The sequence below is a fragment of the Streptomyces tendae genome (assembly GCF_008632955.1).
Lineage (GTDB): Bacteria > Actinomycetota > Actinomycetes > Streptomycetales > Streptomycetaceae > Streptomyces.
The window spans coordinates 884,791-902,012 of sequence record NZ_CP043959.1 but is presented as its reverse complement, the minus strand read 5'-3'; the positions used below and the strand labels follow the sequence as shown (position 1 = coordinate 902,012).

The following is a 17,222-nucleotide window of genomic DNA, read 5'->3' as shown; positions in this document are numbered from 1 at the left end:
CCACGGGCCGCGGGCACGGGTCCGCGGTCACCCCGGCAGCAGGCTCCCCCGCCTCGACAGCAGGAACCTCTTGAACGCCGCCACCGGGGGCGTGTCCGGGCGGCCCGCCAGCCAGGCCACGCCGATCTCACGGGCCGCCCGGGGGGCCGTCACCGTCAGCTCCACCACTCCGGGGCGGGGGAACGGGGGCGGGGGCAGCAGGGCGACGCCCAGGCCGGCCGCGACCAGGCCGCGCAGGGTCTCGGCCTCCTCGCCCTCGAAGGCGACGCGCGGGGCGAAACCGGCCCTAGCGCACAGGTCGTCGGTGATGCGGCGCAGCCCGTAGCCGGGTTCCAGGGTCACGAACGTCTCGTCGGCGGCCTCCGCGAGACGGACCCGGCGGCGGCCCGCGAGGCGGTGGTCGGCGGGGACGACCAGGCGCAGCTTCTGCTCGTCGAGACGGCGCGCGACGAGGTCGGGGGCCTCCGGCACCGGCGAGGTCAGGCACAGGTCCAGCTCGCCCGCGCGCAGGCCCTCCAGCATCGCCTCGCCGTGGTTCTGGACCAGGCTGAAGCGGATGCGCGGATGGTCGGCGCGGAAGGCGTGCAGCAGTCCCGGCACGGTCTCGGCGCCCATGGTGTGCAGGAAGCCGAAGGCGACCTTGCCGGTGGCCGGGTCGGCGTCGGCGCGGACCTCCTCGGCGGCGCGTCCGATCTCGTCCAGCGCGCGCTCGACGGAGGCGAAGAAGGTACGGCCCGCGGGGGTGAGGGAGACGGTGCGGCCGTGCCGGGCGAACAGGTCGACGCCCAGGTCCTCCTCGAGGCGGACCAGCGCGCGGGAGAGGGTGGACTGCGGCACCTGCATCTCCTGGGCGGCCCGGGTGACGTGCTCGGTGCGGGCCACCCCGGCGAAGTGGGCGAGGCGGGGCGCGAGCACCCGGGCCATCTCTTCTCTGTCTCGTGTGTCACCGGACTGTGACAGGCGACCGTCCGACCTCCGCTGATGCTCCATGGGAACGATTATGGCGATTCCATGCATTGGACGGATGAGCGGAGACCTCCGTACGTTCGAGGCATGACTCCCGCCAGTACCGGGGCGTCCACCCGTGTGGACGCCGTCGCCCCCCTCCCCGCCGCCCAGCCGTCCGCCGAGGAGACCCGGATGTCCCCGGGCGGTCCCGGTTACCGCCGGATGAGTCTCGCCCTGTTCCTCGCAGGCGTCGCGACCTTCGCGCTCCTCTACTCCACCCAGGCCCTGCTGCCGCTGGTCTCCGGTGACTTCGCGGTCAGCGCGAGCGACGCGAGCTGGACGGTGTCGGCGGCGACCGGTGGTCTGGCGCTGTTCGTGCTGCCGATGAGCGCCCTGTCCGAGCGGTTCGGGCGGCGCACGGTCATGACGGCCTCGCTGGCCGTCGCGGTGACCCTGGGGCTGCTGGTGCCGTTCGCGCCGTCGCTCGGGGCGCTGGTGGCGCTGCGGGCGCTGCAGGGCGCGGCGCTGGCCGGGCTGCCCGCCTCGGCGACGGCGTACCTCGCGGAGGAGGTCACGCCGAAGGCGCTGGTGACGGCGATCGGGCTGTTCGTGGCCGGCAACAGCGTCGGCGGGATGAGCGGCCGGGTGATCACCGGCTGGGTGGCGCAGGAGTGGGGCTGGCGCGTCGCGGTGGCGGTGATCGGGCTGGTCGCGGTGGCCTGCGCGGTGGCCTTCCGGCTGCTGCTGCCGGTGCCGCGGCACTTCACGCCGGGCTCGCTCGCGCCGCGCGTGCTGGCCGGCACGGTCCGCCGTCACCTGGCGAACCCGCTGCTGCGGCGGCTGTTCGCGATCGGCGCGCTGTTCATGACGGTGTTCGGGGGCGTGTACACGGTCATCGGGTACCGGCTGACCGAGGCGCCGTTCTCGCTGCCGCAGGGTGTCGCCGGATCGGTGTTCCTGGTGTACCTGGTGGGCACGGTGTCGGCCTCCGCGGCCGGACGGCTCGTGGGCCGGCTGGGCCGCCGGGGCGCCCTCTACGCGGGCGGCGGGACCACCGCGGCCGGGCTGCTGCTGTCGCTGGCCGGGTCGCTGCCGCTGGTGCTGCTGGGTCTGGTGCTGATCACGGCCGGGTTCTTCGCGGGGCACGCGGTGGCGTCGTCGGCGGTGGGCAGGACCGCGACGGAGGGCCGGGCGCAGGCGGCGGCGCTGTACCAGTCCGCGTACTACATCGGGTCGAGCGCCGGCAGCACGGTGGGGGCGCTGGCCTTCCACGCGGGCGGCTGGGCCGGGACGGTGGCGGTCGGGCTGGTCGCGGTGGCGGGCGTCGCGGCGATCACCCTGGCCGGGACCCGGGCGGCGGCCCGCGCGGCGGAGGTCCAGCCCGCCTGACGGCCCGTCCGGGCCGCGCACGACCCGTTCGTCCGTGGCCCGTCCGAGCCGCGCACGACCGGGTTCGCCCGCCCCCTTTGACCTGCGGATTAGCTCACTCGGGGGGCCGTTGTCAGTGGGCTGCGGTAGCTTCCGGAGTGGTGGTGCGACGGGGCGCCACGAAAAGGCCACATGGGGTGGGTGGACGATGACGAACGGCACGGCGACGACGGACCTGGACGCCACGCTCGAGCAGTACCGGGTCGAGCTGACCGGATACTGCTACCGGATGCTCGGCTCGTCCTTCGAGGCCGAGGACGCGGTGCAGGACACGATGATCCGCGCCTGGCGCAGCCTCGACAAGTTCGAGGGCCGTTCCAGCCTCCGCTCCTGGCTCTACCGCATCGCGACGAACGTCTGCCTGGACATGCTGTCCGCGGGCAACAAGCGCGCCCGCCCGATGGACCTCACGGAGTCCACGCCGCTCGCGCGGGCCGCCCTCTCGCCCCGCCCCGACCACACCTGGCTGGAGCCGATGCCGGACAACCGGGTGCTGCCCACGCCCGCCGACCCGGCGGAGGCCGCGGTCGCCAAGGAGTCCGTGCGGCTCGCGTTCATGGCGGCGCTCCAGCAGCTGCCCGCCAAGCAGCGGGCGGTGCTGATCCTGCGCGAGGTGCTGGCCTGGAAGGCGAGCGAGGTCGCCGAGCTGCTCGGCACGTCGGTCGCGTCGGTCAACAGCGCCCTGCAGCGCGCCCGGGCCACGCTGGCCGAGCGCAGGCAGCCGGGCGAGGACGCGGCGGTCTCCGACCCGCTGGACGAGGACCAGAAGAAGCTGCTCGACCGCTATGTCGCCGCCTTCGAGGGGTACGACATGTCGGCGCTGACCGAGCTGCTGCACGAGGACGCCATCATGACGATGCCGCCGTTCGACCTGTGGCTGACCGGCGCCGGCGACATCACCGGCTTCATCACGACGCTGGGCGCCCCGTGCGCCGGCTCCCGGCTGGTGCCGGTGCAGGTCAACGGCCTGCCCGGGTTCGCGCAGTACAAGCCCGACCCCGAGAACGGCGGCTTCGCCCCGTGGGCGATCCAGGCGCTGGAGATCTCAGACGGCCGGATCACCGGGTTCCACTGCTTCCTGGACACCCAGCGGTGGTTCCCGCTGTTCGGGCTGCCCCTCCGTCTCGAAGCGGAGACCGACGAGGTCGAGCAGGGCGCATAGCGCCGGGGAGGGGTCCCGCAGCCGTATCCGCCCGCCGGCCCGGCGGGCCGTGAGCTGCAGCCGGGCCAGCAGGTTGACGGCGGCCAGGCCCGGCGGCCCCAGCCCGGCCACGTCGCACACCACCACGGCGCCTCGCCCCCCGCCGTCCAGCAGAGCGCGCAGCGCCTCGCACGGCCCGCTCACCTCGTCCATGGTGAGGGGGCCGCTGAGCACGAGTACGGGCGGTGTCATGGCGTCCACGAGCGGTAGACCGGCGGCACACCGGTAACTCATCGCGTGGCGCCGAGGATCACATTGACCTGGGCACGGCCTCCCCCGGAGGGTTGGCTGTATGCGCCACAGATCATCGCCGCCCCTGGTGTCCGGTGCCCTTCACCGCCAGGGGGAGCCGCCGTGCAGGGGGTGCTGAGCGGGTTCCTGGTGATCGCCGTCGTCATCGGCGTCGGCTACCTCATCGGCCGCCGGGGCGATCTGGGCGCGCAGGGCCGTGAGGTCCTGACCAAGCTGGCGTTCCACGTGGCGTCCCCGGCGCTTTTGTTCACGACGCTCGCCCGCGCCGACCTGTCGGTGGTGTTCTCCGGCCGCCTGCTGGTCACCGCGCTGAGCACGGCGGCCGTGGCGGGTGTCTTCGTGGCGGTGGGCGTGGCCCGCGGCTGGGGCGTGGGCCGCACCACCGTCGGCGCCCTGTGCTCCAGCTACGTCAACTCCGGCAACCTGGGCATCCCCATCGCCGTGTACGTGCTGGGGGACGCCTCGCTGGTGGCGCCGGTGCTGCTGTTCCAGCTGGTCGGGGTCACGCCGGTCGCGCTGACGATCCTGGACCTGTCGACGGCGGGCGGGAAGCTGCCCCTGTGGCGCCGGCTGCTGACCCCGCTGCGCAATCCGATCGCGCTGGGGTCGCTGGCGGGGGTGGCGGTGTCGGCGGCCGGGGTGGAGATACCTGGACCGGTGTGGGACCCGGTGCAGCTGATCGGCAACATGGCCGTCCCCGCCGTGCTGCTCGCGTTCGGCATCTCGCTGCGGGGCAGCACCCTGCCGCTGCGTGGAGGCGACCGGGGGGCCGTGCTCCTGGCCGTGGGGCTCAAGGCGGTGGGCCAGCCGCTGGCCGCCTGGCGCTGGGGTGGGGGTGTTCGGCCTGCGCGGGCGCACCTGCTGGACGTGGTGGTGACCTCGGCGCTCCCGGCCGCCCAGAACCTCTACACCTACGCGAGCAGCTACGGCGTCGGCGAACGCCTGGCCCGCGAGACCATCCTCGTCTCGACGGCGCTCTCGGTCCCCGTCCTGGTGGCGGTGGCGGCGGTGCTGGGCTGAGCCGGGCCGGCCCCACGCACCCGCCGGACACGGCGAACGGGACCGGCGGGGGTCCACCGGTCCCGTTCACCCGGAAGGGAGAAGTCCTGGTCAGGCGATGCGTTCCAGGACCACCGGCGTGGCGGTGAAGTCCCCGCCGGAGCCGATGTCGAAGGAGCCCTCCAGGGACTGGAGCGCGTAGTCGAAGCGGTCCGGGGTGTCGGTGTGGAGGGTGAGGAGCGGCTGGCCCTCGGTCACGCGGTCGCCGGGCTTGGCGTGCATCTCCACGCCCGCGCCCGCCTGTACCGGGTCCTCCTTGCGGGCACGGCCGGCGCCCAGGCGCCAGGCGGCGACGCCGACGTCGTAGGCGTCCAGGCGGGTCAGGACGCCGGAGGACGGAGCCTTGACGACGTGCTGCTCGCGGGCCACCGGGAGTGCGGCGTCCGGGTCGCCGCCCTGGGCGCTGATCATGCGGCGCCAGACGTCCATCGCGGAGCCGTCGGCGAGGGCCTTCGCCGGGTCGGCGTCACGGATGCCGGCCGCCTCCAGCATTTCCCGGGCCAGCGCGATCGTCAGCTCGACGACGTCCGCCGGGCCGCCGCCCGCGAGGACCTCGACGGACTCGCGGACCTCAAGCGCGTTGCCGGCGGTGAGGCCGAGCGGGGTGGACATGTCGGTGAGCAGGGCGACCGTCTTCACGCCGGAGTCGGTGCCGAGGCCCACCATGGTCGAGGCCAGCTCGCGGGCGTCCTCGACCGTCTTCATGAAGGCGCCGGAACCGACCTTGACGTCCAGAACCAGCGAGCCGGTACCCTCGGCGATCTTCTTCGACATGATCGACGAGGCGATCAGCGGGATCGCCTCGACGGTGCCGGTGACGTCACGCAGGGCGTAGAGCTTCTTGTCGGCGGGGGCGAGACCGTCGCCCGCCGCGCAGATCACCGCGCCGACGCCGTCCAGCACGGACAGCATCTCCTCGTTGGAGAGCAGGGCGCGCCAGCCGGGGATCGACTCCAGCTTGTCGAGGGTGCCGCCGGTGTGGCCGAGGCCCCGGCCGGAGAGCTGCGGGACGGCGGCGCCGCAGGCGGCGACGAGGGGCGCCAGCGGAAGGGTGATCTTGTCGCCGACGCCGCCGGTGGAGTGCTTGTCGGCGGTGGGGCGGGACAGGGACGAGAAGTCCATGCGCTCGCCGGAGGCGATCATCGCGGCGGTCCAGCGGGCGATCTCGCGCCGGTCCATGCCGTTGAGCAGGATCGCCATGGCGAGGGCCGACATCTGCTCGTCGGCCACCTCCCCGCGGGTGTACGCGTCGATGACCCAGTCGATCTGCTCGTCGGTGAGTTCGCCGCGGTCCCGCTTGGTGCGGATGACGGAGATGGCGTCCATGGCCATGGCTGGCGTTCCTTCCGGGGTGCGAAGAGCACGGCCCCTCCGTTCGACGCCGCCCGGTGTGCCGGGCGGCGTCCGGAGGGGCCGCACGGGAGTTACTTGGTGAGGTGCTGGGGGCCGAAGGCCTGGGGCAGCATCTCCGACAGGGGCAGGATGCCCGCGGGCGTCTCCAGCAGCAGTCCGGGTCCGCCGAACTCGTACAGCAGCTGCCGGCAGCGGCCGCACGGGACGAGGACCTCGCCGCCGCCGTCCACGCACGTGAAGTGCGTGAGCCGGCCGCCCCCGGTGCGCTGCAGCTCCGAGACCAGCCCGCACTCGGCGCACAGTCCGATGCCGTACGAGGCGTTCTCGACGTTGCAGCCGGTGACCGTGCGTCCGTCGTCGACGCGGGCCGCGGCGCCGACCGGGTACCCCGAGTAGGGGGCGTAGGCGTGGGACATGGCGTCCCGCGCCGCCGCGCGCAGCGTCTCCCAGCCGGCGTCGTCGGCCCCGGTCACTTGCCCTGTCCCTTCCGGTACGGCATGCCGTCCGCCTTCGGCATGCGCAGCCGCTGGGCGGACAGGGCGAGGACGACCAGGGTGATGACGTACGGCGTGGCGGCGACGACCTGGCTCGGGACCTCGTTGGTGCCGGCGTACCAGGCGAAGACGAGGGCGCCGACCATCAGGGTGATCACCGCGTTGACGTACTTCTTGCGGACGGCCAGCCAGATGGCGCCGATCACCAGGAGCAGCGCGCCGAGCAGCAGCAGGGCGTGCACGTTGGTGGAGCCGCCGCGCAGGTTGAGGCTGTCGGTGTAGCCGAACAGGCCGGCGCCGATGGCGAGGCCGCCCGGCATCCAGTTGCCGAAGATCATCGCGGCGAGACCGATGTAGCCGCGTCCGCTGGTCTGGCCCTCCAGGTAGAAGGGGTTGGCCACGATGGACAGGAAGACACCGCCGAGGCCGGCCAGTCCGCCGGAGATGATCACGGCGAGGTACTTGTACTTGTAGACGTTCACGCCGAGGGACTCGGCGGCCACCGGGTTCTCGCCGCAGGAGCGCAGGCGCAGGCCGAACGCGGTGCGCCAGAGGATCCACCAGGTGGCGGGGACGAGCGCGACGGCGATCAGGGTCAGCCAGGAGACGTTGGTGACCAGTCCGCCGAGCAGGCCGGCGATGTCGGAGAGGAAGAACCAGCCCTTGGCGTTGAGATCGGTCAGCCAGTCGGACAGTCCCGGCACGGTGAAGTGGCCGAGGGACTCGACCGCCGGGGACTGCTTGGCGGAGCCGCCCTGGTGGCCCTCGAAGGCGAGCGGTGCCAGGTAGCGGGTGGCGCCGAGGGCGAGGATGTTGATCGCCACACCGGAGACGATGTGGTTGACGTTGAAGGTGACGGTCACGATGGCGTGCAGCAGGCCGCCGAGGCAGCCGCCGACGATGCCGACGAGGACGCCGGTCCACGGACCCCACTGGAATCCGGCCCAGGCACCGAACCAGGTGCCCAGGATCAGCATGCCTTCGAGGCCGATGTTCACCACGCCCGCGCGCTCGGCCCACAGACCGCCGAGACCGGCGAGGCCGATCGGCACGGCGAGCTGGAGCGCGGTGGACATCTGGCTGACGTTGGTGATGCCGTCGGCGCCGGTGATCAGGCGCACGATCGAGGTCAGGGCCAGGGCTCCGGCGATGACCAGCATCAGGACGGGCAGCGACATGCGGCGGCCGGTCTGCGGGGCGTGCTCCAGCGACGGCTGGTTGACGTCGGTCGCTGTGGTCGGAGCGGTCATCGGCCGGCCACCTCCTTCGTGGTGTTGTTGTCGGCGCCCAGGACGTGTCCCGCGGCGAGTTCGGCGCCGACCCGGCGCTGCTGGCGGCGCAGGCCCCACTCACGGACGGCCTCGTAGGAGACGACCACCGAGAGGACGATCAGGCCCTGCATGATGACCGCGATCTCCTTGTCGTAGCCGTGGAAGTCCAGCTCGGGCGAGGCCTTGTCGAGCCAGGCCCACAGCAGGGCGGCGAAGACGATGCCGACCGGGCTGTTGCGGCCGAGCAGGGCGATGCCGATGCCGAGGAAGCCGATGCCGGTGGGGAAGTTCAGGTTGTAGGTGTGCGAGTCGCCGAGCAGGATCGGCAGGCCCGCGAGGCCGGCGATGGCGCCGGAGAGCAGCATGGCGGTGAGGACCATGCGCTTGGGGTCGACGCCGCTGGCGGCCGCCGCGGAGGTGGAGGAGCCGGAGGCGCGCAGGTCGAAGCCGAAGCGGGTGCGGTTGAGGACGACCCAGTAGCCGATGCCGAGGAGGACGGCCAGGATCACCAGGCCGTAGATCTCGCCGGACTCGCCGAGGTCGATGCCGGGGATCCAGCCGGACTCGTGCATCTCGCCGGTGGTGCTGTTGTTGCCGATCTTGACGCCGAAGACGTCCGGCTTCCACATGTAGACGATCAGCGAGGTGGCGATCGCGTTGAGCATGATCGTGGCGACGACCTCGCTGACGCCGCGGGTGACCTTGAGGACACCGGCGATGCCGGCCCAGAAGGCGCCGGTGCACACGGCGGTCAGCAGCAGCAGCGGGACCTGGAGGAACGCCGGCAGGTCGGCGTGCGCGCCGACGATGGCGGCCATCATCGCGGCGAGCTGGTACTGGCCGTCGACGCCGATGTTGAACAGGTTCATGCGGAAGCCGATGGCCACCGCGAGGGCCGCGATGTAGTACATCGAGGCCTGGTTGATGATCAGGACCTGAACGTCCGAGAACCCGGCCTGTTCGAACATGAGGGCGAACGGCTCGACGGGGTTCTTGCCGGAGGCGATCAGCACGATCGCGCTCAGCACGAAGGCCACGGCGAGCGCGATGACCGGTCCGGCCACCGCGAGGAGCACGCGCTCCTTGTCGAACTTCTTCATCAGCGGGCCTCGTCTTCCGGAGACTCGGCGGACTTGGACAGGTCGGCCTGGGTCTCGGCAGGGGTCTCTTCGTGTTCGAGGTGGCCCTCGGCGGAGCCGGTCATGGCGGTGCCGAGTTCCTCCGGGGTGATGGTGGCCGGGTCGGCGTCGGCGACCAGCTTGCCGTCGTAGATCACGCGGAGGGTGTCGGACAGGCCGATCAGCTCGTCCAGGTCGGCGGAGATCAGCAGCACGGCCAGGCCCTCGCGGCGGGCCTCGCGGATGTGGTCCCAGATGGCGGCCTGCGCGCCGACGTCCACGCCCCGGGTGGGGTGCGCGGCGATCAGGAAGCGGGGCTTGTGGCTCATCTCGCGGCCGACGATCAGCTTCTGCTGGTTGCCGCCGGACAGGGAGGCCGCGGTGACGTCGATGCCGGGCGTGCGGACGTCGTACTCCGTCACGATCCGGCGGGTGTCCTCCTGGGCCGCCTTCGGGTCCAGCCAGACGCCCTTGGCGTTGGGCTTCTCGGTGACGTGGCCGAGGATGCGGTTCTCCCAGAGGGGGGCCTCCAGGAGCAGGCCGTGGCGGTGGCGGTCCTCGGGGATGTAGCCGATGCCCTGCTCGCGGCGCTTGCGGGTGGGCCAGGCGGTGATCTCCTCGTCGGCCAGCCGGATGACGCCGGAGTCGGCGTGACGCAGGCCGATCAGGGCGTCGACCAGTTCGGTCTGGCCGTTGCCCTCCACGCCGGCGATGCCCAGGACCTCGCCCTCGTGGATGGTGAAGGTGATGTCGTCCAGCAGCGGCTTGCCGCCGGGGGCGGCCATGCGCAGCTTGTCGACGGTGATCACGGGCCGGTCGGTGACCGTGGACTCGGCCGTCTCCGGGGTGGGCAGCTCGCTGCCGACCATCAGCTCGGCGAGCTGGCGCGGGGTGGTCTCGGAGGGGACGGCGGTGCCGACCGTGGTGCCGCGGCGGATGACGGTGATGTCGTCGGCGACGGAGAGGACCTCGCCCAGCTTGTGGGAGATGAAGATGACGGACAGGCCCTCGGCCTTGAGCTCGCGCAGGTTGTCGAAGAGCGCGTCGACCTCCTGCGGGACGAGGACCGCGGTGGGCTCGTCGAGGATCAGGGTGGTGGCGCCGCGGTAGAGGACCTTGAGGATCTCCACGCGCTGACGGGCGGCGACGCCGAGCTCCTCGACCAGGACGTCGGGACGGACCTCCAGGCCGTAGCGCTCGGAGAGCTCCTTGATGCGGCGGCGGGCCTTGCCGCCGATGCCGTGGAGCTTCTCGCTGCCGAGGACGACGTTCTCGAGGACGGTGAGGTTGTCGGCCAGCATGAAGTGCTGGTGCACCATGCCGATACCGCGGGCGATGGCGTCGGCGGGCGAGGAGAAGCTGACCTGTTCGCCGTGGACCGTGATGGTGCCCTCGTCCGGCTTCTGCATGCCGTAGAGGATCTTCATCAGGGTCGACTTGCCGGCGCCGTTCTCACCGACGAGTGCGTGGACGGTGCCCTTGCGGACGGTCAGGTGGATGTCGTGGTTGGCGACGACACCGGGGAAGCGCTTGGTGATCCCGGCGAGCTCCACGGCGGTCACCGTTTTGTTGACCGCCGCTCCGGCCGGAGGGCTGCTGGACGCGTTGATGACGCACTCTCCTGGGGACGGGGGCCGTCTACGCGCGTAGCGCCCCTACGGCATACAAAGGGGTGGCACACCTGACCGACGGGGTGCGAGGAGCCTGGCTCCTCGCACCCCGTCGAGCGGTCGCGACCCCGCGTGGTTCAGGGTGTGACTCAGCTCGACTTGACCTTGATCTCGCCGCTGATGATCTTCTCCTTGGCCGTCTCGATGGCTTTCTGGAGCTCGGCGTCGTCCGCGAACTTCGGGTTGGAGTTCGACAGGCTCACCTCACCCGTCTTGAGATCGCCCTTGACGATACCGGTCGCGGGCTTGCCGTCCTCGACCGACTTCGCCAGGTTGTACACGGCCTTGGCGACATCCTTCATCGCCGAGGTGAGGATCGAGTCCTTGTACTTCGCGAGGGCTTCCTGCTTGTACTGGTCGGAGTCGACACCGATCGCCCACACCTTGTTGGCGGCGGCGGCCTCGATGACACCCTGACCGGACAGACCGGCGGCCGCGTAGACGACGTCGGCCTTCTTCTCGATCTGGCCCTCGGCGGCGCTCTTGCCCTTGTCGGGGCTTGAGAAGCCGCCCTCCTCCGCGGTCTGCGTGAGGAACTGGGAGATGACCTTGACCTTGGGGTCGGTGTCCTTGACGCCCTGCTCGAAACCGGCGCGGAACTTGTGGATCAGCGGGATGTCCACACCGCCCACGAAGCCCACGGTGTTGCTCTTGGTGGTCTTGGCGGCGGCGACGCCGGCCAGGTAGGAGGCCTGCTCCTCGGAGAACACCAGGTCGGCGACGTTCTTCGACTCGACGGTGGCGTCGTCGACGATGCCGAAGGTGGTGTCGGGGAACTTCTCCGCGGCGGCCTTCACGGCGGACGCGTAGGCGTAGCCGACGCCGACGATCGGGTTGTAGCCCTGCTTCGCCAGCGAGACCAGGCGCTGCTCCTTGTCGGCGTCCGTCTCACCGTCGGTGGGCTCGACGTCGGCCGTCTCGTAGCCGAACTCCGTCTTGGCCTTCTCCAGGCCGGCGAAGGCGGCGTCGTTGAAGGACTGGTCGCCCTTGCCGCCGACGTCGTAGGCGATGGCGAGGCCCTTGTCACCCTTCGACTCCGAGGAGCCCGAAGAGGTCGAGGTGCCGCCGCAGGCGGAGAGGGCGAGGGCCAGGGAGGCGGTCGCTGCGCCTGCGACCGTGATCCGGGAAATCCGGCGCATGTGTGGTGCTCCTAGTCTTACAAGCGCCGGGAACGGTACGGGGTACGGCGCTGGCTTCGCCGCAGATTAACGCGCGTAGACCTGCCTGAAAACCCCTTCTGTCCACCTTGTTATGCGCCCGTGAGCAACCCGGTTCCGCTGACCGGGACGGGGCGTCGCTGTGCGCAGACGCGGGGTGGCTTTGGGTGAGCGCGCGGCCCCTCCTGGACACTCTGCGGAACACCCCGGCGGCGGTACGACGAAGAGGGCGGGCGCCCGGGGCGCCCGCCCGCTTCGTACGGGGGGTCCGTGCCGGGCGGGACCCGGCACGGGGGGGTCACTCGGTGTTGACCTTGATGGTGCCGTCGGTGATGCCCTTCTTGGCCTCGTCCACGGCCTCCTTCAGGCCCGGGATCTCGGCCATCTTGGGGTTGCTGTCGGACAGGCCGACGCCGTTCACCTTCAGGTCGAAGACCTGGGTGCCGGTGAGCGGCTTGCCGTCGTGCACGGACTTGGTCAGGGTGTAGACCGCGCCGCCGACGTCCTTCAGGGCGGAGGTGAGGATGAAGTCCTTGTAGCCGGCGAGGGCTTCCTGGTTGTACTGGTCGGAGTCGACACCGATCGCCCAGACCTTCGCCTTGGCCGCGGCCTCGATGACGCCCTGGCCGGACAGGCCGGCGGCCTGGTAGATGACGTCGGCGCCCTTCTCGATCTGGCCCTCGGCGGCGGCCTTGCCCTTGTCGGGGCTGGAGAAGCCACCCTCCTCCGCGGTCTGCGTCAGGTACTGCGAGACGACCTTGACCTTGGAGTTGGTCGCCTTCACGCCCTGCTCGTAACCGGCCTGGAACTTGTGGATCAGCGGGATGTCCACACCGCCCACGAAGCCCACGGTGTTGCTCTTGGTCGCCTTCGCGGCCGCCACACCGGCGAGGTAGGAGGCCTGCTCCTCGGCGAAGACCAGGGAGGCGACGTTGTCGCCCTCGACGACGGAGTCGACGATGCCGAAGGTGGTGTCGGGGTACTTGGCGGCGACGGCCTCCATGGCGGGGCCGTAGGCGAAGCCGACGCCGATGACCGGGTTGTAGCCCTGGCGGGCCAGCGAGGCCAGGCGCTGCTCCTTGTCCGCGTCGGTCTCGCCCTCGGTGGGCTCGACGTCGGCGGTCTTGAAGCCGAATTCCTTCTTGGCCTTCTCCAGGCCCGCGAAGGCGGCGTCGTTGAAGGACTGGTCGCCCTTGCCGCCGATGTCGTAGGCGATGGCGAGACCGAGGTCGTCCTTGGAGGAGCCCCCGCTGTCACCGTTGTCACTGCTGGTTCCACCGCAGGCGGTGGCGGCGAGCGCGAGCGAAGCGACCCCCACCGCTACGCGGGTCAGTTTGGATATCCGACGCATCTGAAGTTCCCCATTCTCCAAAGCCCCGCAGCGGGTGCTCGGTTCGGCGCACATTAACGCGCGTAGACACTCCTGGGAACGGGGTCGAGCGGGGCCGTTATCCATTCGTGCCGATGGCCGGTTACGCCCTTGTGAACCAGGGGGTCGCAGGGGAGCGAATCGGGCATACGCGTCTGCACGCCGCCCACGCTGCCTCCCGCAGGACCGCGCCGCAACCGGGGTGCGCGGGGCAGGTGACACAGGTGAGGGCGGCCGCGTCCACCGGGGACACGGCCGCCCTCACCACGCGTACGCCTCTACCGCAGGGCGTCCAGGAAGGCCGCGGCGGTGAAGAGCTCCACGCCCACCGTGATCGCGTGCTCGTCCACGTCGAAGTCGCCCTGGTGCAGGTCGCGCACGGTGCGCTCGCCGGGGGTGCGGACGCCGAGGCGGGCCATGGCGCCGGGGACGCGCTCCAGGTACCAGGAGAAGTCCTCGCCTCCCAGGCTCTGTTCGGTTCCCTCGACGGACTCCACCCCGCGCCGCGCGATCATCGCGTCGCGCAGCAGCTCGGTGGCCCCGGCCTCGTTGACGACGGGCGGGACGCCGCGCACGTAGTTGATCTCCGACTTGGCCCGGTGCAGGTTGGCCACCTCGTCGATGGCCGCGACCACCAGGTCGGGCGCCTGCCGCCAGGTCTCCAGGTCCAGGCAGCGCACGGTGCCGGAGAGTTCGGCGTGCTGCGGGATGACGTTGGGCGCGTGGCCGGACTCGACCCGGCCCCAGGTGACGGCGAGCCCGCTGCGGCTGTCGACCCGGCGGCCGACCAGCGCGGGCACGTCGGTGACGACCCGGGCGGCGGCGGTGACCAGGTCGGTGGTCAGGTGCGGGCGGGCGGTGTGCCCGCCGGGGCCGTCGAGGGCGATCTCCAGCCGGTCGCAGGCGGAGGTGATGGGGCCCTGGCGCAGCCCGATCCTCCCCGCGTCGACCCGGGGGTCGCAGTGCACGGCGAGGATCCGGCCGACGCCCTCCAGCGCGCCGTCGGCGATGGCGTCGGCGGCGCCGCCGGGCAGCACCTCCTCGGCGGGCTGGAAGATCAGCCGGACCGGGCGGGGCAGCAGGCCCTGGCGGTGCAGTTCGGCCAGCACCAGGCCGGTGCCGAGGACCACGGTGGTGTGCACGTCGTGACCGCAGGCGTGGGCGCGGTCGGGCACGGTGGACCGGTAGGCGCAGCCGGTCTTCATGTCGGGGATGGGGAGGGCGTCGATGTCGGCGCGCAGGGCGAGCATCGCCGAGTCGGTGCCTGCCTCGTCGTCGGTCCCGATGTCACAGACCAGGCCGGTGCCGCCGGAGAGCACCCGGGGGCGCAGTCCCGCTCGCTGGAGGCGTTCCTTGATCGCGGCGGTGGTACGGAACTCCTGGTTGCCCAGCTCCGGGTGCATGTGGAGGTCTCGCCGGAACGCCACGAGTTCGGCGCGCAGGGCCTCGGGCAGCGCGCCGGGGAGCACAGCTCCCCCGGGGAGATCGATCTCGGACTCCAGTGACATCAGTGGCTTCACCCTTTGAAGAGTAGGGCGCCGGAGCCGTCCACTGACCCCTGATCAAGAAAAATCAGCCCGTTGGAGGGAGAAAATCCGGCTGCCCTACGCATAGCCGTTCAGCGAGATGGGTACACTCACCGCCTTTTTGGGAGGGTAGGAGCTCTCGGCCTGCCGGGCCATGAGGTCGGTCACAGCCGCGGCGCCGGCGTCGGCACCTTCCGTTCCTCCACGGTTACCACGCTCGGCCCAACCCACGCTGAGCGGTTCATCTGGCGGACACCCGGGCGCCGTCCGGGTGTGTCCGCGCGGTTCAGCTCGTGCGGAGGCGGGCCGCCGTCGGGCCGGCGGGGCGGGGCGCGGGGACGGAGCGCAGCCGGTGGACGTCCTTCGCGGTGCTCGTGACGTCGGCGAGGAAGCCGCGGGCGCGCGGGGAGGCGTGCGCGGTGAGCCAGGCGGGGTCGATGTCGCACACCGCCACCTCCACGCCGGTCCCGGCCAGGGCGAGGGGCAGGGTGTGGACGACCGTGGAGGGGAAGCTGACGACCGTACGGCCCACGGGGCCGCGGCGGGCGACCAGTTCCAGGGGCAGTTCCGGGCGGACGATCTCCAGGCCGGTCTCCACCGCCAGCCGGTGCAGCTTCTCGGTGGTCTCGCGGCGGTGCGCGAAGTAGCGCCGGGCGCCGTGCGTCCGGGCCAGGGAGCGGACGGCGGCCACGTAGGCGTCGGCGTCCACCACACCGGTCTCCACCAGGGACGTGCCCACCAGGTCGGCGCCCCGGGTGACGCGCGGCGGTCCGAAGCGGTCCCGGGTCCAGGCGAAGGTGTGGGTGCGGACGGTGACACCGGACGGGACGTCCGCCATCGGCATGGAGGTGAAGACCTCCACCGTGCGTCCCGCGCCGGGGGTGAGCCGGCGCCGGGCGGCGGCGGAGACGGGGGCGAGGAACAGGTCGCGGGGGCCGGGGCGGCCGCCCTTGCGGTGCCAGCGCACCAGGCGCTCGCCCCGGGCCAGCTGGCCGGCGAACTCCATGGTGGCCGTGCCGTCGTCGACGACCACCACGTCGGGGGCGCGGGTGATGGTCAGCAGCAGCTGCACGTACCGGGAGAACGGGTCACCGAGGACGACCCGTCCGGCCCGGCGCAGCGGCACGGCCAGTCCGCCGATGGTGCGCAGCGGGGCGCCCGCTCCCCCGCGCGCCTCCTCCCAGCGGATCTCGTGGCCCTCCTCGCGGGCCAGCTCCGCCATCCTGCGCAGCTGGCCGCGGGTCATCGGGTCGACCGGGGACAGCACCACGAGGTCGAGTCCCGCGCCGGGCGCGTGCGCGTGCGCCCACTCCAGCACGTTGAGCAGCTGCACCGGGCTCTCGACGAAGGCGAGGGTGCGGGGGCCGGTCCGGCCGGCGCGGGGGCTCATCGACGTACGACCGTCCCGTCGTAGGGGTGGGTGGGGGGCGGGTCAGACGGCCACGGGCTCGCCGGCGGCCGTGGCGATCTCCGCCTCGGCGACGGCACCGGCCACGCGGCGCAGCTTCTTCATCGGGCCGAGCTCGGAGTCGTAGACCTTCTTCACGCCGTCGCCGAGGGACGCCTCGATGGTGCGGATGTCGCGCACCAGGCGGGCCAGGCCCTGCGGTTCGACGGAGGCTGCCTGGTCGGAGCCCCACATGGCGCGGTCGAGGGTGATGTGCCGCTCGACGAAGACGGCGCCGAGGGCGACGGCCGCGAGGGTGGTCTGCAGGCCCGTCTCGTGGCCGGAGTAGCCGATCGGAACGTTCGGGTACTCCTGCTGCAGGGTGTTGATGACCCGCAGGTTCAGCTCCTCGGCCTTCGCCGGGTAGGTGGAGGTGGCGTGGCAGAGCAGGATGTTGTCGCTGCCCAGCACCTCCACCGCGTGCCGGATCTGCTTCGGGGTGGACATGCCGGTGGACAGGATGACCGTGCGGCCGGTGGCGCGAAGTTCGCGCAGCAGCTCGTCGTCGGTGAGGGAGGCGGAGGCGACCTTGTGGGCGGGCACGTCGAACTTCTCCAGGAAGGCGACGGCCTCGGTGTCCCACGGGGAGGCGAACCAGTCGATGCCCTTCTCCTTGCAGTAGGCGTCGATCTGGCGGTACTCGTCCTCGCCGAACTCCACGCGGTGGCGGTAGTCGATGTACGTCATCCGGCCCCAGGGGGTGTCGCGCTCGATGTCCCACTGGTCGCGCGGGGTGCAGATCTCCGGGGTGCGCTTCTGGAACTTGACGGCGTCGCAGCCGGCTTCCGCGGCGGCGTCGATGAGCTTGAACGCGTTCTCGATGTCGCCGTTGTGGTTGATGCCGATCTCGCCGGTGACGTAGACGGGACGGCCGGGGCCGGCCTCGCGCGAACCGAGGGTGCGGATGCGGGAGTTGGTGCTCATGACCA

The 17,222-nt window shown here is 71.8% G+C and carries 15 protein-coding genes; 3 read left to right on the top strand and 12 right to left on the bottom strand.

Going from position 1 to position 17,222, the window contains the following annotated elements; all coding sequences use genetic code 11:
• Positions 1-27: 27 nt before the first annotated feature.
• Positions 28-990 (bottom strand): LysR family transcriptional regulator, encoded by a 963-nt coding sequence (locus F3L20_RS04325; protein ID WP_150152337.1) that lies wholly within the window; start codon positions 988-990, stop codon positions 28-30.
• A gap of 63 nt (positions 991-1,053) precedes the next feature.
• On the opposite strand from F3L20_RS04325, the gene F3L20_RS04320 reads away from it, so the two are divergent.
• Entirely contained in the window at positions 1,054-2,337 is a 1,284-nt protein-coding gene (locus tag F3L20_RS04320; protein WP_150152335.1) for an MFS transporter, read from the top strand.
• Positions 2,338-2,524: 187 nt separating this feature from the next.
• Positions 2,525-3,538, top strand: coding sequence for a sigma-70 family RNA polymerase sigma factor (locus F3L20_RS04315; RefSeq protein WP_145827063.1), 1,014 nt, complete (start codon positions 2,525-2,527; stop codon positions 3,536-3,538).
• On the opposite strand, the gene F3L20_RS04310 is transcribed toward F3L20_RS04315, so the two are convergent.
• A complete protein-coding gene (locus F3L20_RS04310; RefSeq protein WP_150152333.1) occupies positions 3,422-3,811 on the bottom strand; it encodes an STAS domain-containing protein in 390 nt (129 codons plus the stop codon). The two genes, F3L20_RS04315 and F3L20_RS04310, sit on opposite strands and share 117 nt — an antisense overlap.
• 120 nt (positions 3,812-3,931) lie before the next feature.
• Between F3L20_RS04310 and F3L20_RS04305 the strand changes: the two genes are divergently transcribed.
• Entirely contained in the window at positions 3,932-4,849 is a 918-nt protein-coding gene (locus F3L20_RS04305; protein WP_150152331.1) for an AEC family transporter, read from the top strand.
• Positions 4,850-4,939: 90 nt separating this feature from the next.
• On the opposite strand, the gene F3L20_RS04300 is transcribed toward F3L20_RS04305, so the two are convergent.
• The 10 genes from F3L20_RS04300 to F3L20_RS04255 form a co-directional block, all read right to left on the bottom strand.
• Entirely contained in the window at positions 4,940-6,214 is a 1,275-nt protein-coding gene (locus tag F3L20_RS04300) for a thymidine phosphorylase (protein WP_206338905.1), read from the bottom strand.
• 98 nt (positions 6,215-6,312) lie between these two features.
• On the bottom strand, positions 6,313-6,714 hold the full coding sequence (locus F3L20_RS04295; RefSeq protein WP_145827059.1) for a cytidine deaminase: 402 nt from the start codon (positions 6,712-6,714) through the stop codon (positions 6,313-6,315).
• Positions 6,711-7,985 (bottom strand): ABC transporter permease, encoded by a 1,275-nt coding sequence (locus tag F3L20_RS04290; RefSeq protein ID WP_150152327.1) that lies wholly within the window; start codon positions 7,983-7,985, stop codon positions 6,711-6,713. The genes F3L20_RS04295 and F3L20_RS04290 overlap by 4 nt, the downstream gene beginning before the upstream one ends.
• Positions 7,982-9,106, bottom strand: coding sequence for an ABC transporter permease (locus tag F3L20_RS04285; RefSeq protein ID WP_150152325.1), 1,125 nt, complete (start codon positions 9,104-9,106; stop codon positions 7,982-7,984). The genes F3L20_RS04290 and F3L20_RS04285 overlap by 4 nt, the downstream gene beginning before the upstream one ends.
• Entirely contained in the window at positions 9,106-10,686 is a 1,581-nt protein-coding gene (locus F3L20_RS04280; protein ID WP_150152323.1) for an ABC transporter ATP-binding protein, read from the bottom strand. The genes F3L20_RS04285 and F3L20_RS04280 overlap by 1 nt, the downstream gene beginning before the upstream one ends.
• Before the next feature lie 197 nt (positions 10,687-10,883).
• Positions 10,884-11,933, bottom strand: coding sequence for a BMP family lipoprotein (locus tag F3L20_RS04275; protein WP_150152321.1), 1,050 nt, complete (start codon positions 11,931-11,933; stop codon positions 10,884-10,886).
• A 316-nt stretch (positions 11,934-12,249) separates the two neighbouring features.
• Complete coding sequence (locus F3L20_RS04270; protein WP_145827054.1) at positions 12,250-13,302, bottom strand: BMP family lipoprotein; 1,053 nt, start codon at positions 13,300-13,302, stop codon at positions 12,250-12,252.
• Between the two features lie 296 nt (positions 13,303-13,598).
• Positions 13,599-14,828, bottom strand: coding sequence for an amidohydrolase (locus F3L20_RS04265; protein ID WP_150157215.1), 1,230 nt, complete (start codon positions 14,826-14,828; stop codon positions 13,599-13,601).
• A gap of 304 nt (positions 14,829-15,132) precedes the next feature.
• A complete protein-coding gene (locus F3L20_RS04260; RefSeq protein WP_150152319.1) occupies positions 15,133-16,236 on the bottom strand; it encodes a hypothetical protein in 1,104 nt (367 codons plus the stop codon).
• Between the two features lie 42 nt (positions 16,237-16,278).
• Positions 16,279-17,217 carry an N-acetylneuraminate synthase family protein gene (locus F3L20_RS04255; RefSeq protein ID WP_145827052.1) on the bottom strand — a complete coding sequence of 313 codons (939 nt, stop codon included), beginning with the start codon at positions 17,215-17,217 and terminating at the stop codon, positions 16,279-16,281.
• Positions 17,218-17,222 lie beyond the last annotated feature (5 nt).